Source organism: Arthrobacter sp. 9E16, from assembly GCF_002929435.1.
GTDB classification, from domain to species: Bacteria; Actinomycetota; Actinomycetes; order Actinomycetales; family Micrococcaceae; genus Arthrobacter_B; species Arthrobacter_B sunyaminii.
In genome coordinates, this window is the sequence record NZ_PJIU01000002.1 from 444,899 (window position 1) to 469,759 (window position 24,861).

The window sequence follows — 24,861 nt, forward strand, 5'->3', positions numbered from 1 at the left end:
CACATCACTGTGCGCCGCGGGTGCCCTGCAGCCAACCTTCCAGCTGCTTCAGCAGATCGGGCGTTACGGGGCTGCCGGGGAACCGTGCCATCCGGTTCAGCGGCATATTGCCCACCAGTGCCAGGGAAGCAGCCAGACCCCCGGTATTATCCATGCCGCCCGTGTTGTCCTGACCGGCAGCATCCATCCCCGCCATGGCCGCGGCGGTTAGGGCGGACACCAGTTCCGCAGCCGCGGCAGGGTTCGCCAGCCACTCCTGAATGGAGGAGGCCGTGCTCAGCGAAGGCTCGGGAACGGTTCCGTCAAGGGCGGCAACCCCGGCCAGCCGGAGGTCACGGGAGGACGCCCCCACCTCAATGCGGTACTCGCCGGCGTCGGCTACCCAGGACATGCTCTCCGGATCAAAACGCGACAGCGCGCGGGCATCGAGGGAAAACCTCAGCCGGCGGGATTCACCCGGACCCAGGTGCACTTTTTCAAACCCGCGCAGTTCCCGCAGCGGACGCAGCGGACGCTGCTGGGCGCCGTCGTCATCCGGAGCGCCCACGTACAGCTGCACCACGTCGCTGCCGGCGCGGCCGCCCGTATTGGTGACCGTCAGTTCCACGTGCACTTCCTGGTCTGCGCCGGCACCGGTGCTGCGGATATCCAGGTCCGTGTAGCCGATACTGGTGTAGGAGAGCCCGTGCCCAAAGGGGAAAGCCACTTCCAGGCGCCGGGTGTCGTACCAGCGATAGCCCACCAGCACCCCTTCGCCGTACCGTACGGTGCCGTTTTCGCCCGGGTAGTTGCCGTAAGCGGCGGTGTCCTCCAACCGGACGGGAATCGTTTCGGCCAGCCGTCCGCCGGGGTCCGCCCGGCCAAGCAGGACGTCGGCCAGCGCCGACCCGCCCGCTTCGCCCGGAAGCCAGGCTTCCAGGAGGGCGGGAACACGATCTGCCCAGGCCGTGGTCACCACCCCGCCGTTGGAGAGCACCACCACGGTCCGCGGATTCGCCTGCAGAACGGCGGTGAGCAGCTCGAGCTGCTCGTCGGGCAGGTCCAGAGTGGTGCGGTCATAACCTTCGGACTCCGCCTCGTCGGGCAGCCCCAGGAAGACGACGGCGGTAACGGCTGCCGCGGCGGCCGCCGCGGCCGTTTCGATCAAGTCGACCGGCCCGGCCCCGGGCTGGCTCAGGAGAGTTGCTTCGGACTCCGGAGCCGGACTGGCGGGGAGGGCGTATCCGGGTTCAAACAAGAGCTCGGGCAGATCCTGCTGCAGGGCGTCGAGCGGACTGACAAGGCGGACCGGATTCACCTTGGAGGAACCGCTTCCCTGGTACCGGGGGGTGCGGGCCAGCTCGCCAATAACGGCCACGGCGCCTTCGGTCTGCAACGGAAGGATACCGCCTTCATTCTTGAGCAGGACCATCGAAGCCGCTGCCGCCCGCCGCGCCAGATCGTGACTGGCCGCATACACCGCTGCGCCGCTGCCGGCTGTCCCTGCTGTGTCGGTTGTCCCTGCTGTGTCGGCTGTGCCGCTGCCTGATCGGGGCGGTACGCGGTCCACGAGGCGCAGGATCCGGGCAGCCGCAGCGTCAATCTGTTCCTCCGTGACCATTCCCGCGTCCAGCCCGGCGGTGATTTCCCGGGCACCCAGGCCGCCGCTGGAGGGCATCTCCAGGTCCAGTCCGGCAGCGAGCGCGGCCGCACGGTTGGTCACGGCACCCCAGTCCGACATTACGGCTCCCTCATAGCCCCAAGTTCCGCGCAGCACCTCCCCGAGCAGCCACGGGCTCTCGGCGGCGTGCAGTCCGTTGATTTTGTTGTAGGCAGCCATGATGGTCCACGGTTCCGCCGTACGCACCACAATCTCGAACGCACGCAGGTAAATCTCATGCAGGGTTCGCTGGTCAACCAGTGCATCCACCCGCATCCGATCCGCCTCCTGGTTGTTGGCGGCGAAATGCTTGGGACTCGTCCCCACCCCGGCGGCTTGGACCGCCCTCGTCCACGCCGCCCCCAGCTCCCCGGCCAGCAGCGGATCCTCCGAAAAGTACTCAAAATTGCGGCCGCACAGGGGCGTGCGCTTGATGTTGAGCCCCGGACCCAGCAGGACATCCACTCCTTGGAGCCGGGCCTCGCGTGCGACGGCGGTGCCAAGTTCAGTGAGCAGGCTCCGGTCCCAGGAGCAGGCGGTGGCACATTCTGCGGGAAAGCAGGTGGCCGGAAAGGACTCACCGAGCCCCAGGACGGCTTCGCCGGACGGCCTCCGGACGCCGTGTGGACCGTCGGAGAGCACCAGGGGGCGGATTCCATGGTTGGGCAGGGCAACGGTTTCCCAGAACCCCGCTCCGGACAGAAGTGCGATCTTGTCCTCCAGGCTCAGGTCCCGGAGTGCGGCTGGTATATCCACGAACGTCTCCCTCATCGGTGGGTTCCGAGTCTAAGCGCGTGCCCCCGGCTGTGAAAGGGCAGGTGCACCCTGTTAGGACCTCCCTGCCCGGCCGTAGGGTTTCAGATACGGTTGCAGTGTTCCACGGCCTGCCTCCGGGACGGGAGCCCACGCATGAAGACCCACCTCGACCGCTACCGCCAGATCGCCGAAATCCTGTACCGCAACGGGTTTGGCTACCTTGTCGCTGCCTCGGGCCTGGAAAACCGGCTGCCCTTCCGGCGCAGGCCGCAACCTTCAGACCGGCCGCCGGGCGCGGCAAACGCCCCGGAATACCTGCGCCGGGCGCTGGAGGAGCTGGGTCCCACCTTTGTGAAGATGGGGCAGCTGCTGTCCACCCGGCAGGACCTGCTGCCGCCCAGGTACCAGCAGGAACTGGCCAAGCTGCAGGACAAAGCCGAGCCTGTGCCATGGGATCAGATCCAGCCGGTGCTGCAGGCGGAACTGGGCTCGGACACGATGGAAAGGTTCTCCGCCTTCGACACCGCGCCGCTGGCCAGTGCCTCCATTGGGCAGGTCTACGCTGCCCGGCTGCGCAGCGGCGCCGACGTGGTGGTGAAGATCCGCCGTCCGGGTGTGGAAGAGGAAGTGAATGAGGACCTGGATATCCTCCTGGGTTTGGCCGGCTATGCGGGAAGGCACTGGGAAGCGGCTCGCGACTATGACGTCAAGGGTTTGATGGAGGAGTTCGCCGAGACCCTCCGTGAGGAGCTGGACTACCAGCAGGAAGCCCGCAACACCAACCGTTTTGCCCTGAACTTCCAGGACAGTGCGTCTGTCCACATTCCCAAGGTGTATGCCGATTTCAGCACATCCAAGGTCCTGACCCAGCAGCGCCTGTACGGACTAAAGGTTACGGACACCGCGGCCATCGATGCCGCCGGGATTGACCGCAGGGCGCTCGCCGCCGACGCCGCCGCCGCGGAAATGAAGATGGTCTTCGAGGACGGTTTCTTCCATGCAGATCCCCATCCGGGGAACATCTTCGTGGAAAAAGGCGGACGGATCGGACTGATTGACTTCGGAATGGTGGGGGAGGTGGATGACAGGCTGCGCTCCCAGCTCTCAGCGCTCTTTGTCGCGGTGCTTCGCAAGGATGCGGAGCGGATGGCCTCGGCACTGATCCGGATGTGCCCAACGTCCCGCCGCGTGGACCGGATCCAGCTCCGCCTGGACCTCCAGCAGCTGATACGCCTCTATGACGGGAGGACACTCGGAAACGCGCCCGTGGGCCGGATTATCAACGCGGCAATGGGCATCATTCGCAACCACCACCTGCAGCTGCCCCGGGAAATGGCGCTCCTGCTGCGCATGCTGATCATGACCGAGGGCATGGGGGAGGTGCTGGATCCGGACTTCAGCATGGGTGAGACCCTGGCCCCGTACGCCCGGCGGATGACCATGCGCCAGATGAATCCGGTAACCTTTGTCCGGCGTCTGGGACAGGCCGGTGCCGAGACGCTGGAGCTCAGCGCGGAGCTCCCCGATCAGGTGCGTCGGCTGCTGACGACACTGGACTTTGAAGGCCTGGAGATCCATTTACGGGCCGAAGAGCTCGCGCCGCTGGTGGTACGGCTGGAGAAGGTGGGGAACCGGATGGTTGCTGCCATTTTTGCGGCGGCCTTCATCCGCGGGGTGGGCGAATTGGCGTTGGGGGACGCTGAGCGCTGGAAGTCCTGGCAGGCCCCGTTGATGACTGCCGGCCTTGCCTCCACCGGTGCCCTGGGCGGTTATCTGGCCTGGACCGCACGGAAGCAGCGGATGGGGAGGTACTAGCGGCTGGCGGGAGCCATCCTCAAGGATGGCTCCCGACCCGGTGTTCAGATCCAGCCGCGGCAAGTGCTCATTACGCTCTCGGAGTGCTCCTGGCCATACCCAATTCCGCCGTCGGCGTCCGATACGTCTCCTTTGCCGTCAGGGCCGATACCGAAGCGATGATGCTGATTGCCGCGGTGAACAGGCTGATGACCACCCAGCCGCCCGGCTCCAGTCCGCCCAGTGCTGCCACGATGGACGGTGCGAAGCCGGCCATCAGGAAGCCCAGCTGGGTGCCGATTGCCAGCCCGGAGAACCGGACCTTGGCACTGAACATTTCGGCGTAGAAGGACGGCCACACCGCGTTGGCGGCAGCGTAGCCGCAGGAAAACACTGCCACGGACAGTGCGAACTGCAGCAGCGTGTTTCCCGATTCCATCGACAACAGATAGAACGGCATCACCGCAGCGGACGAGAGGGCACCGTAGATGAACACGGGCTTGCGCCCGATCCGGTCAGCCAGCATGCCGAAGAGCGGCTGCGTCCCCAGCGCGACAACGTTTCCGGCTACCACAAGCCAGAGGGTGATGCTCGCGTCGACGTCGCCCACCTCGGTGCCGTACTTGATGGCCAGCGTGCCGTACACGGTGGACACCGCTGCAATGAAGGCACAGCAGATGACGCGCAGTACATCCCGCCAGTGGTGGGCCAGCAGGTCACCGACGGGGAGCCGGGAGATTTCATTGTTGGCCTTCGCTGCGGCGAAGGTGGGGGTTTCATGCAGCGACCGGCGGATGAAGTAGGTCACCACGACCACCACGGCGCTGAGCCAGAACGGAATGCGCCATCCGATGCCGTACTTGATGTCATCCGGCAGGGCCAGCACCGGGATGAAGACCAGTGCGGCAAGAATCTGCCCGCCCTGGGTTCCGGTGAGCGTCCAGGAGGTGAAGAAGGAACGGCGGTTATCCGGTGCATGTTCAAGTGTCAGTGAGCTGGCTCCGGCCTGCTCTCCGGCGGCGGACAGGCCTTGCATCAGCCGGCACACCACCAGCAGGGCCGGAGCCCACCAGCCGATGACGTCGAAGCTGGGAAGACAGCCGATCAGGAAGGTCGACGCTCCCATCAGGACCAGGGTGAACATGAGGACTTTCTGGCGGCCCACCCGGTCACCGAAGTGGCCGAGCACCACCGCGCCCACCGGGCGGGCAACGTAGGCGAAGCCGAAGGTTGCCAGCGACATGATCGATGCCTGCGTGCCCGAGTCCGGAAAGAACACATAGGGGAAGATCAGGGCCGCGGCGGATCCGAAGATGAAAAAGTCGTAGTACTCAACGGCGCTGCCCATGAAGCTGGCTGCCGCCGCCTTTTTGGGCGTCTTGGTGTGGACTTTGTCCGCTGGGACAGTCTCAGTCATGGGGGTCTCCTGTGGAGGGTGTGCTGCAGGAATGAGTAAACGGAACAGTGTGCGCTATCCGCACATGTGTGCATATTTCGAACAGTTCAAGTAATGTAGCTCACAGCTGCAGGCATCGGCAACGTTTTTACGCCGCAGTATTACGCCCAGCCGGCGCGGGAAGTCCCGCCCCGCACCGCGAAAGGACGCGCTCGTGAGTAATCCATCGGAGTCTTTTTTGGTTGGCCTCATTGGCGAGGGCGTTACGCCGTCCCTCTCGCCGCCCATGCACGAGCATGCCGCCGACCGGCTGGGGCTGCGGTATCTCTACCGGCCCGTGGATTTATCGGTACTCGGGCAAGGGGAGGGTATCGAACCCGCGTTGAAGTCCCTGCTGCACGGCGGACGCGATCTGGGCTTCAACGCCTTCAACATCACCCACCCGTGCAAGCAGCTCGTCCTGCGCTGCCTGGACGAGGTGTCCGACGACGCCGCCCGGCTGGGCGCCGCGAACACCGTCCTGATCCGGGACGGAAAATTCATCGGACACAATACTGACTTCTCCGGATTCGCGTCCGCGCTGGCAACGGGCCTTCCGGATGCGGTCCTGGACCGCGTGGTGCAGCTGGGCGTGGGTGGCGCAGGCTCCGCCGTCGCGTATGCCCTGCTCAAGGCGGGCACCAAACACCTGACCCTGATCGACGTCGAGTACTCCCGTGCTGCCGAACGCGCCGAGGCACTGGGCCGGCTCTTTCCCGGCCAGACCGTGGCCGCGGCGGACAGCGCGGATCTTCCTGCCGTGCTGGCTGAAGCGGACGGCTTCATGCATGCCACTCCGGTGGGAATGCACTCCCACCCCGGGCTGCCCCTGGACCCGGAACTGCTGTCACCCCGGCAGTGGGTTGCCGACGTCGTCTACCGTCCGCTGGAGACGGAACTGGTCCGGGCCGCCCGTGCGCGGGGCTGCGCCGTGCTGGACGGCGGCAATATGGCCGTGGGCCAGGCTGTGGACGCGTTTGAACTGATTACCGGCATCCGGCCGGATCCGGACCTGATGCGCGCAGACTTCCTGGATCTGATCGAGCGCGGACTGTAAGGGAGGGGCACTGTGCGTACGTCCATTGCAACGGTGTGCCTAAGCGGCACGCTGGAAGAAAAAATGAGGGCTTGTGCGGCCGCCGGGTTCGACGGCATCGAGATTTTTGAGCAGGACCTTCTCGTGTCGCCGCACAGTCCGGAGGATATCCGGGCTCTGGCGGCCAGCCTCGGCCTAAGCCTGGATCTGTACCAGCCGTTTCGGGACTTTGAAGGCGTCAGTGAAGATCTCCTGGAGGCGAACCTCTACCGTGCGGAGGCCAAATTCTCGCTGATGAACCGTCTGGGTGCGGACACGATGCTGGTGTGCAGCAACGTGGCCACCGCCAGCATTGACGACGACGGCGTTGCTGCCTCCCAGCTGCGCAGGCTGGGGGAGGTTGCCGCAGGGTACGGAATCCGGCTCGCGTATGAAGCGCTGGCCTGGGGACGGTACGTGAATGACTACGAGCACGCCCAGCGGATTGTCGATCTGGCGGATCACCCCAATGTGGGAACCTGCCTGGACAGCTTCCACATCCTTTCCCGCGGTGCGGACCCGTCCGGAATTGAAAAAATCCCGGCTGAGAAAATCTTCTTCGTCCAGCTGGCAGACGCCCCGGAGCTGTCCCTCGACGTGCTGTCCTGGAGCCGGCATTACCGGGTATTTCCCGGCGAGGGGGCCTTTGACCTGACAACCTTTATGGTGCATCTGGTCCGCAGCGGCTACAACGGACCGGTGTCACTGGAGGTTTTCAACGATGTCTTTCGGCAGACTTCCGAGGACCGCACTGCTGTGGACGCCATGCGCTCGCTGATCTGGCTGGAAGAGCGGACTTCCGTGGGCCTCGCGGAGCAGAACCAGCTTTCAGGGAACGACTTCGGCTCGCGCAGGTATCCCATGGACCTCGCCACCCTCCCTGTCGTGGCCGAGCCAACCGGTTTCAATTTCGCCGAGGTGCTGGCGGAGGACCCCGGTGACGTGGAAGGGATGCTGTTCCAACTGGGTTTCAGCTGTGTGGGCACCCACCGTACAAAGCCGGTCCGGCTGTGGAGTGCCGGCGGGGCGCGGGTGATTATCAACCAGCAGCAGGCGCGCGGCCTGGCTCCCGCGATTTCCGCGCTGGGACTTGATGTTCAAGATCCACCGGCTGCGGCTTCGCGGGCCGTGCAGCTGAAAGCGCAGCCGGTCAGCAGGCGCAGCCAGGCTGACGAAGCCGTCCTGCAAGCCGTGTCGGCTCCGGATTCCACTGAAATTTTCCTGTGTGAGGCCACCGGGGACGGAACAGTTGCATGGGCGGAGGAGTTTGGATCCGACGGCGTCGTCGAAGGTGAGCCGCTGATCACGCACATCGACCACATCAACCTCTCCCAGCCCTGGCAGCACTTCGACGAGGCTGTGCTGTTCTACGAGTCCACCCTTTCCCTGGTGCCACGCGCGTCACAGGAAGTTCCGAGCCCCATGGGCCTGGTTCGCAGCCAGGTGATGTGCAGCAGTGACGGGGCTGTCCGGCTGGCCCTGAACATCGCACCGATGGCACTGGAACAGTCGGGTTTCCACGGCGGTCCGGAGTATCCGCAGCATGTGGCCTTTGGCTGCAGCGACGTGGTCGCGTTGTCGCGGCAGGCACGGCAGCGGGGGCTGGATTTCCTGCCGGTCCCGGACAACTATTACGAGGATCTCCAGGCACGGTTCCGGTTGGACGCGGCACTGCTGGAAAACCTCCAGTCCTTGAATCTGTTGTATGACAGGGACGAGGACGGTGAATTCCTGCATTTCTACACAGCAACGGTGGGAAACGTGTTCTTCGAGGTGGTGGAGCGCCGGTCGCGGTATGACGGCTATGGGGCGCCCAACGCCCCGGTGCGGCTGGCCTCGCAGTATCAGCGGGCGCGCAGCGGCAGCCGGGACGGCGCCAGCTAGGATGGGCAAAATGGGGGCTGAAGACGGATACTACGTAAAGTCGACGGAGAAGACCCTCGCGGTGCTGAGTTCTTTTACGCCCGAGCACCCGAGGTTGAGCGTTAGCGCCGTGGCGGCGGCAACGGACTTGAGCCGGGCCGCGGCCCGGCGTTTCCTGCTGACCCTCCGTGACCTGGGATACCTGCGCAGCGACGGCACCGTGTTCGAACTGGCACCGCGTTCCCTGGACATTGGCTCAGCCTTCCTGGCAACACTGACCCTGCCATCGGTCGCGGAGCCCCATTTGAAGGCTCTCGCCGCGGATCTGGGGGAAACCACGTCCCTCTGTGTGCTCGACGGCATGCACGTGGTCTACGTGGCACGCTTTACGGCGCCCCGGCTGGTTCACGTCTCCGTAAACGTGGGCACAAGGTTTCCCGCATGGGCGACGTCCATGGGGCGCGTCCTGATCGCTGCACTTGAACCGGACGAGCGCGAAGCCCATCTGGCCGCCGTCGAATTCCAGTCATTTACTCCGCACTCCGTCTCCGGTCTGGCAGAGCTGCGCGCGGAGGTGGAACTCGCCGGCCGCCGGGGATGGTCCCGGGTCACCGACGAACTGGAAGGCGGCCTGCGCGGGGTGGCCGTGCCGGTGTCCCGCGCGGGCAAAGTAGTGGCGGCCGCCAATGTGTCCCTGCAGACCCATCGGGATCCCGACGAGTCCTTGGAGGAGACGGTTATTCCACAGTTGAGGTCGGCCGCGGAACGGATCACGGCCGACCTCAACTTTCGCTAACTGCTCGCTGCTTATTACTGGGCGTCGCCTTATTGCTCGGCGTAGTCCGTCGAGTTGTAAATGTTCAGGTTCAGGGCCGCAGCCACCTGCGCCACGGCTTTCTGCCCCCGGACACTGTTGCCCACCGGATCCAGCGGGGGAGAGAAGGCAGCTATTGCCAGGGTTCCCGGCATGACGGCAAGGATTCCCCCGCCCACGCCGCTCTTGCTCGGAAGGCCCACCTTGTAGGCCCAGTCCCCTGAGGACGTGTACATTCCCTCCATGGTCATTTCCGCCAGGATCGGCGGCACCAGGGACGCATCGAACACCTGCTTTCCCGTGACCGGGTTTCGCCCCCTGGCAGCCACGGTGGCCCCCATTGTCGCCAAATCCCTGGTCGTCACCAACGTGGAGCACTGCCGGGTGTACACCTCGCACGCTTCCATTGGATCCGAGTACATCGTTCCGCCTGAGTACAGCAGCCACGCAATGGCGCGGTTGTGGAAGTTGGTGGACTGCTCGGAGTCATTGACGGCGTCGCTGAGCTTGATTTTCCGGCCGGCAAAAGCACTCTGCATGTCCAGGATTTTCTCCCACCGATCATCCGGGGACTCTGCCGGGATCAGTGACACGGTGGACATGGCCCCCGCATTCACCAGCGGCGAAACCGGCTTGTTGTCGTGCATCGCCACAGCCATCACCGAGTTGAACGGCTCGCCGGTGGGATCGGCACCCACTTTGTCATGGAATTCCCGCAGCCCCACGTCCTGCATCGCCAGGGTCATGGAAAACACCTTGGAAATGGATTCCAGCGCAAATTCGAATCCGGTGTCACCGGCTTCGAACACGTCGCCGTCGGCCGTCACCACGCACACGCCGAACAGGGACGGGTCCACGGACGCCAAATATGGAATGTAACTGGCGTTGGCACCGCCGGTGTCCTTGGCATGGTCCGAGTACGCCGTTTGAACGGCCTGGGTGATAGCTGATTTGTCCGGCATCATAGGGCTGCGCTCCCTCCTACGGCGGGCCCGGGCCGGGGCCTAATCGGTGGTTTGCCGGTGCCGCCGGTCCCGCCCGGCTGAGCCGCGGAGTCACCCGCTGCTGTTCCGGTTGCCGGTCCGGCTGCGGCGTCCGAACCGGATGACGCCGATGTGCCCGCGAGTGCCTGTTCGACAAGCACCGAAGTCGGAACGGAGGACTTGGACACCGTGCCGGGGTGGGTGTGTTCGATTTGCCACGTGAACGGCTCGAAGTTGCTCTCAGGATCCCGCCAGTGCGGCTTGCGCAGAGCGTAAATCACCAGCGGCAGGATCACGAACACCGCCGCTCCTCCCACCAGGATGCCCACGTACACAGCGGGCGATCCGACGGAGATCTGGTCCGGGGGAATGAAGCTGAAGATAAAAGCCACCAGGGACCCCAGGAATCCGAGACCGCCAATAAGCCACATGCCAACGTTCCCGCCCGGAACCCGGTAGGGGCGCGGCCGGTTCGGCTGGCTGAACCTCAGGTAAATGGCGCCGGCGAACATCAGCAGGTACATGATCAGATAAAGAATCACCGTGAGCTGGCTCAGGATCTGATACGCGGCCTGCACTGACGGAAGAACAACGTAGATGAAGCCCAGTCCGGTAACAGCGAAGGCCTGGAAGAACAGGATGTGGGTACCCATGCCGTGCTTGTTGGTGTGCTGCCAGAAGCGGGGCAGGTAACCTGCCCTTGCGACGGTGAGCAAGCCCGTTGAGGGGCCAGCCACCCACGTGACTACGCCGGCCAGTACACCGATCAGAAGCATGACTGCGACAATCGGGCCCGCCCATCCAATTCCGGCCCACTCGAACATGTCGTTGTAGGACGTGAGCAGGCTTTGGGTCAGGTTGATATCCGCCTGGGGAACCACAAACGCAATGGCGAGCGTGCCCAGGACAAAGATGATGACCGTTCCGGCCGCCGCAATGAGCACAGCAATCGGATAATCGCGGGTTGGATTCTTGACTTCCTTTACGTGGATGGCGTTCATCTCCATGCCCGCATAGAACAGGAAGATGCTCGCCGCCAACACCACGTTGGAGAAGTTGGAGAAATCAGGGATGAGCTCTCCCCAGCCCATCTGGATCTGCGGGGTGTTGCCCGCGAAGTAATAGGAAAATCCAAGGACGATGAGGATGATCGCCGGAATGATGGTGCCGACGATCCCGCCCCACTGGCTGACCTTGGAGAAGGCCGCTGCTCCGCGGAAAGCAATGAACGTAGCGAGCCAGTACACCACCAGCACCACGGCCAGGACAAAGACTTTGTTGCCTGCCAGCTGCGCGTCTATGTTCTGGTTCTCTCCGGTATAGGCCAGTGACACCGCACCAAAGGTCAACACGGTGGGGAACCATATGGTGACTTCAATGAACAGCATGAACATGGCCAGGAAGGCCCAGCGCGGCCCGAAGGCCTCACCGACCCAGCGGAAGACACCGCCGGTCTCCGGCCAACCTGTTGCCAGCTCTGCGGCCACCAGGGATACCGGAATCAGGAACACCACGGCAGCGAGCACGTAGTAGAAGATTGAGCTCAGTCCGTATTCCGCTTCCGAGGGCAGGCCCCGGAGGCTGACCACCGCCACGATGTTCATGACGGCCAGGGCGCCAATGGTAATGGTCGCGGCCTGCTTGGATTTTTTTGATGTCTGAGTCGGCGTAGGTGTCTTGGGGCCGGATGCGCCCGAACCCGCCGCTGATGAACCGCTCGATGCAGTGGGATCACTCATTGCACTCACCTCCCGAGGCTAGTGATGGAAGCCAGGCTGTGCTGACTCCTGCGGCATCGGCGATTCAAGCCGATCGAGGTACTCGGTTTCCTTCCGGATGTCTTCCAGAAGACTGTCCGCCAGATCCATGCTGAGGCCGTTGCGGACGACGATCCGCTCTACTGTCAGCTTCTCCAGGTTGCTGGGCATGGGGTAAGCCGGCACCAGCCACCCTCTGGTTCGCAGCCGTTCGGCCAGGTCATACAGGGTCCACTTGTCCGTGTGGCCCTCTTTGAGCCGCCAGGCAAACACCGGGATGTCCGTGCCGTCGTTCCACAACTCGAACGGTCCCATTTCACTGATGCCGGAGGACAGATAGACCGCAACGTCCTGGCAGGCCTGCTGGATCTTGGCGTACCCCTCGCGCCCCAGCCGCAGGAACAAATAGAACTGGAGGACGACCTGGGCTCCGGGCCGCGAAAAGTTCAGGGCGAACGTGGGCATGTCTCCGCCCAGATAGCTCACATAGAAGATCAGGTCCTCGGGCAGCCACTGGCGTTCGCGCCACACCACCCAGCCGAGTCCCGGGTACACAAGCCCGTACTTATGGCCCGAGGTGCTGATGGAGTGGACCCGGTCGATCTTGAAGTCCCACTCAAGATCCTGCTGGATGAACGGGGCGATCATTCCGCCTGATGCTGCGTCCACATGAATGTTGATGTCCAGTCCCGTCGAGGCCTGGATATCGTCGAGCTTCGCGGCGATCTGCTTTACCGGTTCATACATGCCGGTGTAGGTGACGCCCATGATGGCAACCACACCAATGGTGTTTTCATCGACGTACTTTTCCAGTTCGAAGCCGTCCAGGCACTTGTGCTCTTCGCTGATGGGCACCAGCCGGGCCTCGACGTCGAAATAGTTGCAGAACTTCTCCCAGCAGACCTGGACTGCCGAACTCATGACCAGGTTGGGTTTGTCCGTTGGCTTCCCGTCCGCCCTGCGGGCGCTCTGCCACAGCCGCTTGAGCGCGAGTCCGCCCAGCATGCAGGCCTCCGAGGAACCCACAGTGGATGTGCCGATGGTTCCTTCGGGGTCCGGCGAGTGCCACAGGTCGGCAAGAATCTTCCAGCAGTTCTGCTCAATCTGGGCGGTCTGCGGATACTCGTCCTTGTCAATCATGTTTTTGTCGTATGTCTCGGCGTACAGCCTGTTGGCGTGGTCGTCCATCCAGGTGCTTACGAACGTAGCCAGATTCAGCCGGGCGTTTCCGTCCAGCATGGTTTCGTCATGAACAATCTGATATGCCGTTTCCGGCATCATCTGTCCGTCGGCCAGCTTGGTTTTCAGTGCAATGGTGTCTTCACCCGGACGGGCGAAGAGCGGATTAACCGACAGGGTGTTTTTGTCCCGTTTTTGTGCCATGGGTTGTGACCTTTCATCGGCGATGCCGAGACCGGCACCGGGCCGCAGTGAACGGCAGCCAGGAATATCTCAAGGGCGCGCATCAAAAACACTACGTGCGGCAAAATGGCCACACCAGCCCCCACGGGGTCCCTGCCGCCGGGACGGAGCAAACAGATGTTGTTCCGGTGCATCAGACGCCCGGACGGCCTCGGATGGTTGAGCGGGTGAGCGTGCCGCGCGTAGCGTGTGAACCGCACAGCGTGTTCCACAGACCGAGCTTTATCTCGCATCATCAGAGCTGCAAGGAGATTTCCCATGGCTGGACTAGCGCGGCGTGACCGGTTTGAACTGCCCGAACCAGTGCGCAAATTCTTCGAGGGCGACTGGGAGGTGCCGGCGTTTCCCGTGGAGGAATACCGGGACGGTTCCAGCATGGTGGTGAAGGCCGAACTGCCCAACATCGACCCGGACAAGGACCTGGACGTTTCCGTCAGTGACGGTGTGCTGCACATCAAGGGCGAGCGCCGCGAAGAGTCCGAACACAAGGACAAGAACGGCTACCGCAGCGAATTCCGTTACGGCTCCTTCACGCGCGACATTCCCCTGCCCGCCGGATCCAGCCAGGACAACGTCACTGCGTCCTACAACGACGGCGTCCTGGAGGTTCGGGTGCCGGTGCCTGAGGTTGGGTCTTCATCCACCAAGGTGCCCATCTCCCGCGGCTAGCAGCACTCCGATGAGCAACGCGCCATCGGAGCGGACCGGCACCGGCAACGGCGGCAGCAGGCGGAAATTTCCGGACTGGGTGGTCATCGCCACCCTGGGATGCGGCGGAATCGCCGTGTCCCTGGAGAAGACGGCGGTGGTGCCGCTGCTTCCGGAGTACCCGCGAATCTTCGGTGTGACCAGCGACGACGTGTCCTGGCTCGTTACTGTCACCCTTCTCACGGCCGCAGTGGCGACACCCATCGTTTCGAAACTGGCCGACATGTTCGGCAAAAAAAGGATGCTGCTGATCGCCATGGCCATGATGGTCGTTGGCGCCTTCACCGCATCCGTCGGCGGAACATTTTTCTGGGCACTGGTGGGACGTGCTCTCCAGGGCTTTGCCGGAGCGGTGATCCCGGTGGGAATCAGCATCCTGCGCGACGCGCTGCCACAGCAAAAAATTGCCGGGGCCGTGTCCCTCATGAGCGCCAGTTTCGGCATCGGCAGCGCCCTGGGACTGCCCTTGTCGGGATTCATCTACGAAAACCTGGGCTGGCAGGCGACCTTTTGGGTCGTGGGCCTCATCGCGGTGGTGATCTTTGCCGCCGTCGTGGTTTTTGTACCGGAGTCCCGGGTCCGCACGCCCGGCCGCTTTGACTATGAGGGTGCGCTGCTGCTCTCGGGTGCCATGACGGCGCTGCTGCTGGCAATCAGCAAGGGCGGTGTCTGGGGCTGGACCAGTGACGCAATCCTCGGATTGTTTGCTGCCGCCGCAGTGCTCCTGGCGTTCTGGTTTCCCCTGGAGCTGCGCAAGGGGCAGCCGCTGGTGGATTTGCGGACATCGGCGCGGCGTCCGGTGCTGCTGACGAACGCGGCGACCGTCCTGGTGGGATTCTCCATGTATGCCAACATGCTGGTCACAACCCAGCAGCTGCAGCTGTCCAAGGAGAGCGGATTCGGTTTCGGGCTGAGCGTGCTGGTGGCCGGGCTCACCATGATCCCCGCCGGCCTGGCCATGGTGGCGGCTGCGCCGCTGTCCGCCTTTGTCACCAATACCTTCGGTGCGAAATCCACCATGGTCCTGGGCTGTGCCGTCATGGCGGCGGGTTACATGTCACGGGTGGTACTTGTCCACACCGTCACGGGCATCATTATCGGCGCCGTGATCATTTCCGTCGGAACCGCCGTAGCCATGGCAGCCATGCCAACTCTCATCATGAGCAACGTTCCGCTCACTGACACCGCAGCAGCGAACGGCGTGAATACTCTGCTGAGGTCGGTGGGTACCTCAACCTGCAGTGCTGCCGTTGCCACCATTCTTGTTTCCGTCACGATCCGAGTGGACGGCACCGTCTTTCCGGGGGTGGACGCTTTCCGGGCAATCTTCGCGATGGCCGGGTGTGCCGCGCTGCTGGCCACGGGCATCTCGTGCTTCATTCCCCGCTCCGTGCGCCGGGAGGCAACACATCCGGCGCTGCATGCGGAGCCCGGTCAGGTCCAGCCGCCCCCGGTGGACGCCAAGCAGGAGATTATGGTTACCGGAACTCTGTTGGCCGACGACGGGCGGACCCCGGTTCCCGGCGGCGTGGTCCTGGCTACGGACCGCCGGGGCCAGCAGGTGGACTGGGACCGGGCAGACGACCGCGGGCGCTACGCCGTCGTGCTCCCGGGAGACGGCCAGTACCTCCTCATCGCGACCCAGCACCAGTGGCGGCCCGTTTCAGAGACCCTCACCTTTCCCGGAGTTCCGCACAGCCATGACATCCGGTTCAAGGCACGGCTAACCCTTACCGGAAAGATCACCCACGACAACCGTCCGGTGGACGGGGCCCTGGTGGTCCTTGTACGGCCGTCGGAGGGAGAAACAGTTGCCGTGCATTCAGACAACGCCGGCAACTACGAGCTGCCGCTTCCCCGTCCCGGAACGTACATCCTGACCGTAGTGGAGCCGGACGGTGCCACCTCCCACACGCGCCGGGTCATCCTCCCGGCGCCCAACACCCTGATTGACGTGGAACTCGGCACAGCGCCGCCCACTACAGGGCTGCGGATCTAGGGGGTGTGTCCAGGGGTGCCTGCCGGTCTGGGCACACCTGTTCGAGACCAAACACACACCCCGGCTTTTGTGTCCCTGGTTGGTTCAGAGCATAGGATCTATCTGGCATATTCTGGGTGCTGGTCCCCTCGGGGACAGTGCGCCCGCACATCAGGAGCGTTTCGGCGCACACCGGAGATATGCTGCCGCCGCGGTCTGCAGTATCGAAGGCCCCGGATGCGGCCGCGAATGTTTTGACGGACTTCTATTTCCTTCTTATTTTTCAGTTAGGGTACCTGGTGGACCTCACCCTCATGGTGGCGCTGGTGATTGCGCTCGCATTATTTTTCGACTTCACCAACGGCTTTCACGACACAGCCAACGCAATGGCAACCCCCATTGCCACCGGCGCAATCAAGCCAAAGACCGCCGTAGCCCTGGCGGCGGTGCTGAACCTCGTGGGGGCTTTCCTGTCCACAGAGGTAGCCAAGACCATTTCCGGCGGCATCATCCGCGAAGGCGACGGCGGCATCCAAATCACCCCGGTCATGATCTTTGCCGGTCTGCTTGGCGCCGTGATCTGGAACCTCATCACCTGGCTGCTGGGTCTTCCTTCCAGCTCCTCCCACGCTCTCTTCGGCGGTCTGATCGGCGCGGCGGTTGTGGGTGCGGGTTTTGGCGCCGTGGACTATTCCGTGCTGATGTCCAAGGTCATCCTGCCGGCGTTCATCGCACCGGCAATTGCGCTGTCCGTAGCGTATTTGGCCACCAAGCTGGCCTACTCCATCACGCGGCGGCATGATCCGGATTCCGGCGACAAGCTGCCCCGCAAGCGCGGCGGTTTCCGCTACGCACAGATCTTCTCCTCCTCTCTCGTGGCCCTGGCGCACGGCACCAACGATGCTCAGAAGACCATGGGCGTGATCACGCTGGTACTGATCTCCGGCGGTTTCCAGACGGTTGGAACCGGCCCGGTGCTGTGGGTGGTTGCAGCCTGTGCCTTCGCCATCGCCGCAGGCACCTATGCCGGCGGCTGGCGGATCATCCGCACCATGGGCACCGGCCTGACGGACGTCAAACCGGCTCAGGGATTTGCGGCCGAGACCAGCACGGCGGCAGCGATCCTGGCGTCGACTCATCTGGGCATGGCCCTGTCCACCACACAGGTCGCCTCGGGTTCGGTGATTGGATCCGGCCTTGGACGCAAGGGTGCCGAGGTCCGCTGGGGTACGGCGCGCAGGATTGCCGGCGGCTGGCTGCTCACCCTCCCGGCCGCTGCTGTCATGGGAGCTGCGGCTGCAGCGGTGGCCGGTACGGGAATGGTCGGCGTAACCATTGACGGCATCCTGGGCCTGGCCATCATCCTGTTCATCTTCCTCTGGTCCCGCCGCAACCGGGTGGGCCATGACAATGCCGTGAGCAACATCGACAATGCCGGCGGTGCTGTGCGCATCAAGAAGGGCAAGTCCCGCTCCGGGAGCTCGGTTTCCCCCGGGGCACCGGAAGCATCCGCCCGACCCATGGATAAGGAACACTCCAAATGAGCATCGACTGGCTTGCCTACCTTGTGGTGGCCCTGGTCACCCTTGTGGCGACACTCCTCGTCGTCGGGCTGTATTCAACCGGCGTACGCCTTTATGCAATCTCATCCGATGCCCAGCCCAGTCCCGCAGCCCAGGGCAGGCTCGTGCTGGTCAAGGCCGGCGCGTACGCGTGCTTTGCACTGTGCGGGGCGGCTGTGCTGTTCGGCGTTTACCTGATTGTCCCGGCTCTGCACTTCTAGCGGGAGGGCTGCCGCCTAGCCCTAACCGGAAAACACTAAAGCCCGGCGACGGCGGCCACTGAGGTGGCCGTCGTCGCCGGGCTTTTCCGTGCTTGTTTCCGGTGCCCCTACAGCTGCCCCCGGATCTTAGACGGCGTCAGCGTAGGCGGGGTAGTCCGTGTAGCCGGCAGCGCCGTCAGTGTAGAAGGTGCGCGGGTCAGGGGTGTTCAGGGGCAGGTCTTCCTGCCAGCGGCGCACCAGGTCCGGGTTCGCGATTGCGGGCCGGCCCACCACCACGCCGTCGCACAGGTCGTCCTCCATCATGCCAATGGCTTCTTCCCGGGTCGTGATGACGCCAAAGCCCGAGTTCAGGAGGACCGGGCCGCCGAAGCTGCGGCGCAGTGCCTGAACCATGATGTCCGAGGGGTCCTGGTGCAGGATGCTCAGGAACGCCGGTTTCAGGGGTGCAATGCCCTCCACCAGGGCGGTGTACGTTGCCAGGACCTCTGCCGGGTTGGTTTCCAGTGCACCCTGGACGTTGTGCTCCGGAGAAATCCGAATGCCGGTGCGGTCAGCGCCGATGGCCTCAGCCACGGCCCGGTAGACCTCTACGACAAACCGGGCACGGTTCTCGGGAGTTCCGCCGTAGCTGTCGGTGCGCTGGTTGGACTCCGCAGACAGGAATTCATGGAGCAGGTAACCGTTGGCGCCGTGCAGTTCGACGCCGTCGAACCCTGCCTTCATGGCCGCCGCCGAACCGGCAACGAATTCGTCGATGACACCCGGCAGTTCGGCCTCGGTAAGGGCATGCGGCACAGGGAAGGGCTGCTTGCCGTCGTAGGTGCGGGTGACGCCGTCAATCGCGATGGCGCTGGGAGCCACCACCTCGCGGCCGCCGTTGGTTCCCGGGTGGGTCACCCGGCCGGCATGCATGACCTGGGCAACAATGCGCCCTCCGGCAGCGTGGACGGCATCCGTAACGTTCTTCCAGCCGGCAATCTGCTCATCCGTCACCAGGCCGGGCTGACCCGTGAAGCCCTGTCCTGCGAACGAGGGATAAGTTCCCTCGCTGACGATCAGGCCCAGGGAAGCACGCTGGCTGTAGTGCTCGGCCATCAGGGCTGTGGGTACGCCGTCGCGGCCGCTGCGCGTCCGTGTCAGCGGCGCCATGATCAGGCGGTTGGGCAGTTCAATGCCGCCAAGGGTCAACGGTGAAAAAAGGTTCACAAAAAAGTCTTTCTGTAGATCGCGCCGCAGTTGCCCAGTGGCAGGTCCCGGCGCTGGTGGTTCGCGCTGCTCTCCAGTAGGTCCCAACCGGCGGGCAGGGTGAGGTATTCCTCAGCTCGATTCCGCGGGATTCAGCTGGGCCGAGGCGGAGGACCGCGCCGGGGCCTGTGCTTGCGGAGCCGCGCGGCTAGCATGGGCGGCATGGCCGGAACTATCTACTATGTTGCAGCGTCGCAGGATGGATTCATCGCGCAGGCGCCGGGCCCGGGGGAATGGCTCCGGACGTTTGCGGGCGCCCCGGAGCATGCGGGTGCCCGGGAGGCGGAGGCGCACGTCTCAGAATTCCTCGCCGCTGCCGGTGCGGTAGCGATGGGAGCTGAAACCTACCGCTCTTTCGTGGCGGATCCCGGGTCCTGGCCGTTCGGGAGCATTCCCGTGTGGGTCTTTACCCATCACGAGTTTCCGGGGATTTCCGGGGCGGATATTACTTTTGTGCGCGGCGATGTTGCTGAATTCCATCCGGACATCCTGCACGACGCCGGCCAGAGGGACGTGGTGTTGACCGGAGGTGGAAACCTGGCGGGGCAGTTTCTGGATTCCGGGCTGGTGGATGAAATGGTGGTCACCGTTTTGCCCATTTCCCCGGGCAGCGGCCGCGAGCTGGCGCACGTGGTGGAAGGTATTGATCCTGGCGGTGTGAAGGAGCGTTCCTTGGGGAGTGCAGTGCTGCAGCGGCGATATGATCTGCGCCGGTAGATGAGTCTTGGTGAGTCTGGTGAGGCGGCGTGGCTGCACTACGCGCGCAAGACCGGGGCTTTCCCTTAATTCGAGTAGTTCACCAGTAACTCTGTAAGCGATTATCCCTGTTTATCGTCGTCGTGGACCAATAAAATAGTACGTATGTTCGATAAACCATGGGTTGTAGCTCAGGATGCGTCTATCCGTATCTGGATGGAAGAGCTGGCCAAAGTTGCAGCAGGGCCGGCATGCTCTGCGGGGCCGGAGTTGATTGACCAGATCCGTGCGTTGGAAGAACTCAAAGCTGCAGCGTCGGCCGCCCAGGCGCGGGCCGCTGCCCTCGTCGACTCTGCGGTACGCCGCAGCCAAGCGGACGCCGGAGTTCAAAAGGAGCAGTTGGGTAAAGGCATCGGGGCTCAAATTGGATTCGCCCGACGGGAATCACCGCACCGGGGAACCCAGCTGCTTGGTTTGGCCCGCATCCTGACCAAGGAAATGCCGAAGACCCTGCAGGCCCTGTCCGGGGGATTCGTCAGCGAATGGCGGGCAACGATCCTTGTCAGGGAAACCGCATGCCTCACACTTGCAGACCGGCAACGGATCGATGACATGCTGGCGGGGAATCCGGCAGAACTCGAAGCGCTGGGGGACAGACAGTTGATCGCGCGGATTAAGGGCCTTGCCTACGGGATGGATCCGGCGTCAGTGGTGAACCGGGCTGCCAAGGCCGAGTCAGAGCGTTTTGTGTCCTGCCGTCCGGCTCCGGACACCATGACCTATCTGACCGGACTGCTGCCTGTCGCCCAGGGGGTGGAGGTCTTCGCCACGCTTGCACGAGAGGCGGACCGGCTGCGGGCGGCGGGGGATTCGCGGGGCCGCGGCCAAATCATGGCTGACACGCTGGTGGAGCGCATCACCGGGCGGTCCAAGGCAGGTGATGTGCGCGTGGAGGTACAGCTGGTCATGACGGATCAGACGCTCCTGGCCGGTGCTGCCGAGCCTGCTGTCCTTCCCGGGTATGGGGTAATCCCGGCACAGTTTGCCCGTGATCTGGTCCGGCGGAAGCTCGAAACATCGGGCAGCAACGACGGCTCCCGCAACGACGGCTCCCGCAACTCCGGCAGTTCTGGCAACACGGCAACGGAGGTGTGGCTGCGGCGGCTGTTTACGGCTCCGTCCACCGGACAGCTGGTCGACATGGATTCGAAGGCGCGGCTGGTTCCGGCAGGACTGGCGCGCTTCATAGCCGCACGGGACCAAAACTGCCGGATGCCGTGGTGCGGGTCCCCCATCCGGCACTTCGACCACATCAAACCCTGGCATGTTGGCGGCACAACCACCGCCAACAATGTGCAGGGATTGTGCGAGGCCTGCAATCACGCCAAAGAGGCGCCGGGTTGGGCCTGCTCGGTATCGGACGGTGAGCTCGGTGCCGCCCATACCGTTGAAACCGTCACGCCCACGGGTCACCGCTACAGATCAGCAGCGCCTGCTCCTCCCGGAGTTCGGGTGGCGTGACCGAGCGGCGGGGGCGTCTCAGCGGGCGTCGCGGATCATGTTCGTGATGCGCGCAGTGCTCAGGCGGCGGCCCTCTTCGTCGGTCATGACCACTTCATGCGTCACCAGGGTGCCACCCAGATGAATGGCGGTTGCGGTACCCGTGACGGTGCCCGACGCGATGGCGCGGTGATGGGTGGCACCGATTTCGATACCGAGGGCCTGCCGCCCGGGGCCCGCGTGCAGCGCTGCACCGAAAGAACCCAGAGTCTCGGCCAGCACCAGATGGGCGCCGCCGTGCAGAATCCCGGCCACCTGCTCGTTGCCGGCCACGGGCATGGTGGCCACCAGCCGCTCAGCACTCATTTCCAAAAAACGGATACCCATCTTCACGACCAGGGGCCCGACTCCGTTGGCACTCAGCCAGCTGTGCATTTCAGGCGGGACTCCCGCCTCGTTCAACTGATCGGTGTACTCGTTGGCTGGCTCGGCCGGTGCGCCGGCGCCCGGCGTGAAAATGTCGCTCATGCCAACTAGGCTTACACCTGTGAGTGAATCTACCAAACTGGCCGATATCCAAGCCGAAACCCCTGCTGAAACCGTTCTTGAACAGACCCCCGCATCTAGTGACGCGGCCGTCCAGGAAACGCTCGGAACCGTTTCTGCCGGGGGACACAGCAGGCTGTTGGTGATCGACGGCCATTCGATGGCCTTCCGCGCCTTCTACGCCCTGCCGGCGGAAAACTTCTCCACTGACACCGGTCAGCACACCAACGCGGTGTACGGGTTCACCTCCATGCTCATCAACCTCATCAAGGAGGAGAAGCCCACCCACGTGGCGGTGGCCTTCGACCTCGACACCCCCACCTTCCGTTCCGAGGAGTACACGGAATACAAAGGTGGACGCAACAAGACTCCTGAGGAGTTTCACGGCCAGATAGACCTGATCATCAAGGTCATGGAAGCCATGCGCATCCCCACCCTTTCCATGGACGGCTACGAGGCAGACGACATCCTGGCCACGCTGGCGGAAAAGGCCTCGGCCCGGAACTGGGACGTCATGGTGGTGTCCGGAGACCGCGACGCCTTCCAGCTTGTGGATGACCGCGTCACCGTTTTCTATCCCAAGAAGGGTGTCTCCGACCTGCCGCGCATGGACGCTGCCGCAGTCGAGGCAAAGTACCTGGTCCCGCCGGATAAATATTCGGACCTCGCTGCTCTGGTGGGGGAATCCGCAGACAACCTTCCCGGCGTGCCCGGGGTGGGCCCCAAGACCGCTGCCAAGTGGATCAAGCAGTACGGCGGACTCGAGGGCATTCTCGAAAACCTGGACAGCATCAAGGGCAAAGTGGGGGACTCCCTCCGCGCCAACATTGAGGACGTCAAGCGCAACCGCCGCCTGAACCGCCTGCTGCGGGATCTGGACCTGCCGGTGGACCTGGACGCCATGGCGGCCCAGCGCCCCGACCGCGAAGCCATCGAAGACCTTTTTGATGCCCTGCAGTTCAACGCGCTCCGCAAGCGCCTCTTCGACGTTTACGGCGAGGAGGAAACCACCTCCGCCGGGAACGAACTGCTGCCTCCGGAGCACGTGGTGATCACGGATGCTCCCGCACTGAAGGCATGGATCGACTCCACCAACCAGGCCAAGACCGCCGTGCAGCTGGTCACCGAGGGTGCGGCGGCAGGGCGCGACGTCGTCGGACTGGCTTTGGTTACCGCCAATGCGGCCGCTTATATCCCGCTAACGGAGATCGACGCCGACACTGAGCAGGTGCTTGCCGGCTGGCTGGCGGATCTGGATGCCCCCAAGGTGGTCCACGATTTCAAGGAGAGCTACAAGGCACTGGCCGCGCGCGGACTGCATCTGGCCGGAGAGGTGGACGACACCGCCATTTCCGGTTACCTGATCCAGCCGGACCGCCGCAGCTATGACCTGGCGGACCTGAGCCAGCACCACCTGCGGATGTCCCTGACTCCGTCCGCTCCCGGAACCAACCAGCTCCAGCTGCAGCTTGAGGAAGAAGACGTTGCATCGCCGGCCGTTATGCAGGCCTTTGCGGCGCTGCAGCTGAGCGAGCACTTTGCGGGACAGCTGGTGGACCGCGGCGCCAACCAGCTCCTGGGCGGACTGGAACTGCCGCTGTCTGAGGTGCTGGCCGAAATGGAGCTGGCCGGCATCGCAGTGTCCACCGAAAAACTGGACCGGCTGCTGGACGATTTCAGCGCCACCATCGCGCAGGCCAGCAGCGAAGCGTTCAGCATCATCGGCAAGGAAATCAACCTCGGTTCGCCCAAGCAGCTGCAGGTGGTGCTCTTCGATGAACTCGGACTGCCCAAGACCAAAAAGATCAAGACCGGCTACTCCACCGATGCTGATGCCCTCTCCGATCTGATTATCAAGACCGGCGGACATCCGTTCCTGGCCAACCTGATGGCCTACCGCGACGCCACTAAGCTGCGCCAGACCGTCGAGGGCCTGCGGAAGGCCGTGTCCGACGACGGACGCGTGCACACCACGTATGTCCAAACTGCGGCCGCCACCGGACGGCTGTCCTCCACCAACCCGAACCTGCAGAACATTCCCATCCGGTCCGAAGAAGGCCGCCGGATTCGGGAAGTCTTCACCGTGGGTGAGGGGTATGAAACCCTCCTCACCGCCGATTACTCCCAGGTGGAAATGCGCATCATGGCGCACCTGTCCGGTGATGAAGGGCTGATCGCAGCGTTCCAGGCGGGGGAGGACCTGCACCGTTTTGTCGGCTCGCACATCTTCGGGGTCCCGCCTGAGGAAGTCACCAGCGCCATGCGCTCCAAGGTCAAGGCCATGTCCTATGGCCTGGTCTACGGGTTGAGCTCCTTCGGCCTGTCCAAGCAGCTCGCCATTCCGGTGGATGAAGCCCGCACCCTGATGCGCGACTACTTCAGCCGGTTCGGGGCGGTGCGCGACTACCTGCGCGGCGTCGTCGAGCAGGCCCGCAAGGACGGCTTCACCTCTACCATCGAAGGCCGCCGCCGCTATCTGCCGGACCTCTCCAGCGACAACCGGCAGCTGCGCGAAATGGCAGAACGCGCCGCCCTGAACGCGCCCATCCAGGGCTCTGCTGCGGACATCATCAAGAAAGCCATGCTCGGAGTCGACACGGAGCTGAAGACCCAGGGCCTGAAGTCCCGCATGCTGCTGCAGGTCCATGATGAACTGGTGCTCGAAGTGGCCCCCGGTGAACGGGACGCTGTGGAGAAGCTGGTCCGGGAGCAGATGGGCTCGGCAGCGGATCTGTCCGTTCCGTTGGACGTCTCCGTGGGCGTCGGCGTCAGCTGGCACGAGGCGGGCCACTAAAGCGCACCAAGCAAAGCGCACCAAGCGCGAACTCAACTGACGAACTCAACTGGGGGAACATAATGCAGGATGC

General features: G+C 63.8%; 18 protein-coding genes. 11 read left to right on the forward strand and 7 right to left on the reverse strand.

Annotated features, from left to right (window positions below; all coding sequences use genetic code 11):
* Positions 1 to 4: 4 nt before the first annotated feature.
* Positions 5 to 2,395 (reverse strand): glycoside hydrolase family 3 C-terminal domain-containing protein, encoded by a 2,391-nt coding sequence (locus CXR00_RS08815; RefSeq protein WP_258060344.1) that lies wholly within the window; start codon positions 2,393 to 2,395, stop codon positions 5 to 7.
* A 153-nt stretch (positions 2,396 to 2,548) separates the two neighbouring features.
* On the opposite strand from CXR00_RS08815, the gene CXR00_RS08820 reads away from it, so the two are divergent.
* Positions 2,549 to 4,210, forward strand: coding sequence for an AarF/ABC1/UbiB kinase family protein (locus tag CXR00_RS08820; protein ID WP_104054150.1), 1,662 nt, complete (start codon positions 2,549 to 2,551; stop codon positions 4,208 to 4,210).
* Positions 4,211 to 4,280: 70 nt separating this feature from the next.
* Here the strand turns inward: CXR00_RS08820 and CXR00_RS08825 are convergent, their stop codons facing one another.
* Positions 4,281 to 5,606 (reverse strand): MFS transporter, encoded by a 1,326-nt coding sequence (locus CXR00_RS08825; protein ID WP_104054151.1) that lies wholly within the window; start codon positions 5,604 to 5,606, stop codon positions 4,281 to 4,283.
* A gap of 193 nt (positions 5,607 to 5,799) precedes the next feature.
* Between CXR00_RS08825 and CXR00_RS08830 the strand changes: the two genes are divergently transcribed.
* Genes CXR00_RS08830 through CXR00_RS08840 form a run of 3 tightly spaced genes read left to right on the forward strand, consistent with a single transcriptional unit; the run spans position 5,800 to position 9,358 of the window.
* On the forward strand, positions 5,800 to 6,681 hold the full coding sequence (locus CXR00_RS08830; protein WP_104054152.1) for a shikimate dehydrogenase: 882 nt from the start codon (positions 5,800 to 5,802) through the stop codon (positions 6,679 to 6,681).
* A 12-nt stretch (positions 6,682 to 6,693) separates the two neighbouring features.
* Complete coding sequence (locus CXR00_RS08835) at positions 6,694 to 8,583, forward strand: bifunctional sugar phosphate isomerase/epimerase/4-hydroxyphenylpyruvate dioxygenase family protein (protein ID WP_104054153.1); 1,890 nt, start codon at positions 6,694 to 6,696, stop codon at positions 8,581 to 8,583.
* A 10-nt stretch (positions 8,584 to 8,593) separates the two neighbouring features.
* Complete coding sequence (locus CXR00_RS08840; RefSeq protein ID WP_104054809.1) at positions 8,594 to 9,358, forward strand: IclR family transcriptional regulator C-terminal domain-containing protein; 765 nt, start codon at positions 8,594 to 8,596, stop codon at positions 9,356 to 9,358.
* A gap of 29 nt (positions 9,359 to 9,387) precedes the next feature.
* On the opposite strand, the gene glsA is transcribed toward CXR00_RS08840, so the two are convergent.
* The 3 genes from glsA to CXR00_RS08855 are packed head-to-tail and all read right to left on the reverse strand — an operon-like array spanning position 9,388 to position 13,499.
* Complete coding sequence (glsA, locus tag CXR00_RS08845; protein ID WP_104054154.1) at positions 9,388 to 10,341, reverse strand: glutaminase A; 954 nt, start codon at positions 10,339 to 10,341, stop codon at positions 9,388 to 9,390.
* The gene (gene gadC, locus CXR00_RS08850; RefSeq protein WP_104054155.1) at positions 10,338 to 12,098 is read right to left on the reverse strand and encodes a putative glutamine/gamma-aminobutyrate antiporter GadC; all 1,761 of its coding nucleotides are present in this window, start codon (positions 12,096 to 12,098) and stop codon (positions 10,338 to 10,340) included. The genes glsA and gadC overlap by 4 nt, the downstream gene beginning before the upstream one ends.
* 18 nt (positions 12,099 to 12,116) lie before the next feature.
* On the reverse strand, positions 12,117 to 13,499 hold the full coding sequence (locus CXR00_RS08855) for a glutamate decarboxylase (protein ID WP_104054156.1): 1,383 nt from the start codon (positions 13,497 to 13,499) through the stop codon (positions 12,117 to 12,119).
* Between the two features lie 297 nt (positions 13,500 to 13,796).
* On the opposite strand from CXR00_RS08855, the gene CXR00_RS08860 reads away from it, so the two are divergent.
* The 4 genes from CXR00_RS08860 to CXR00_RS08875 all read left to right on the forward strand — a co-directional run bounded on the left by CXR00_RS08860 (position 13,797) and on the right by CXR00_RS08875 (position 18,007).
* Complete coding sequence (locus tag CXR00_RS08860; RefSeq protein ID WP_104054157.1) at positions 13,797 to 14,207, forward strand: Hsp20/alpha crystallin family protein; 411 nt, start codon at positions 13,797 to 13,799, stop codon at positions 14,205 to 14,207.
* A gap of 10 nt (positions 14,208 to 14,217) precedes the next feature.
* Complete coding sequence (locus CXR00_RS08865) at positions 14,218 to 16,245, forward strand: MFS transporter (RefSeq protein WP_104054158.1); 2,028 nt, start codon at positions 14,218 to 14,220, stop codon at positions 16,243 to 16,245.
* Between the two features lie 278 nt (positions 16,246 to 16,523).
* Positions 16,524 to 17,768 carry an inorganic phosphate transporter gene (locus CXR00_RS08870; RefSeq protein WP_104054810.1) on the forward strand — a complete coding sequence of 415 codons (1,245 nt, stop codon included), beginning with the start codon at positions 16,524 to 16,526 and terminating at the stop codon, positions 17,766 to 17,768.
* Positions 17,769 to 17,770: 2 nt separating this feature from the next.
* Positions 17,771 to 18,007: a hypothetical protein gene (locus CXR00_RS08875; protein WP_104054811.1), complete on the forward strand. Its 237-nt coding sequence runs from the start codon at positions 17,771 to 17,773 to the stop codon at positions 18,005 to 18,007.
* A gap of 126 nt (positions 18,008 to 18,133) precedes the next feature.
* Here the strand turns inward: CXR00_RS08875 and CXR00_RS08880 are convergent, their stop codons facing one another.
* Positions 18,134 to 19,213, reverse strand: a complete 1,080-nt coding sequence (locus tag CXR00_RS08880) for an alkene reductase (RefSeq protein WP_104054159.1) — start codon at positions 19,211 to 19,213, stop codon at positions 18,134 to 18,136.
* A gap of 201 nt (positions 19,214 to 19,414) precedes the next feature.
* Between CXR00_RS08880 and CXR00_RS08885 the strand changes: the two genes are divergently transcribed.
* Both CXR00_RS08885 and CXR00_RS08890 read left to right on the forward strand, forming a co-directional pair.
* Positions 19,415 to 19,969, forward strand: coding sequence for a dihydrofolate reductase family protein (locus tag CXR00_RS08885; RefSeq protein ID WP_181032510.1), 555 nt, complete (start codon positions 19,415 to 19,417; stop codon positions 19,967 to 19,969).
* Between the two features lie 144 nt (positions 19,970 to 20,113).
* Positions 20,114 to 21,469, forward strand: a complete 1,356-nt coding sequence (locus CXR00_RS08890; RefSeq protein WP_104054161.1) for an HNH endonuclease signature motif containing protein — start codon at positions 20,114 to 20,116, stop codon at positions 21,467 to 21,469.
* A gap of 18 nt (positions 21,470 to 21,487) precedes the next feature.
* Here CXR00_RS08890 and CXR00_RS08895 read toward each other — a convergent pair whose 3' ends face one another.
* Positions 21,488 to 21,976, reverse strand: coding sequence for a hotdog fold thioesterase (locus CXR00_RS08895; RefSeq protein WP_104054162.1), 489 nt, complete (start codon positions 21,974 to 21,976; stop codon positions 21,488 to 21,490).
* A 178-nt stretch (positions 21,977 to 22,154) separates the two neighbouring features.
* Between CXR00_RS08895 and polA the strand changes: the two genes are divergently transcribed.
* A complete protein-coding gene (gene polA, locus CXR00_RS08900) occupies positions 22,155 to 24,788 on the forward strand; it encodes a DNA polymerase I (RefSeq protein WP_258060418.1) in 2,634 nt (877 codons plus the stop codon).
* Positions 24,789 to 24,861: the final 73 nt, after the last annotated feature.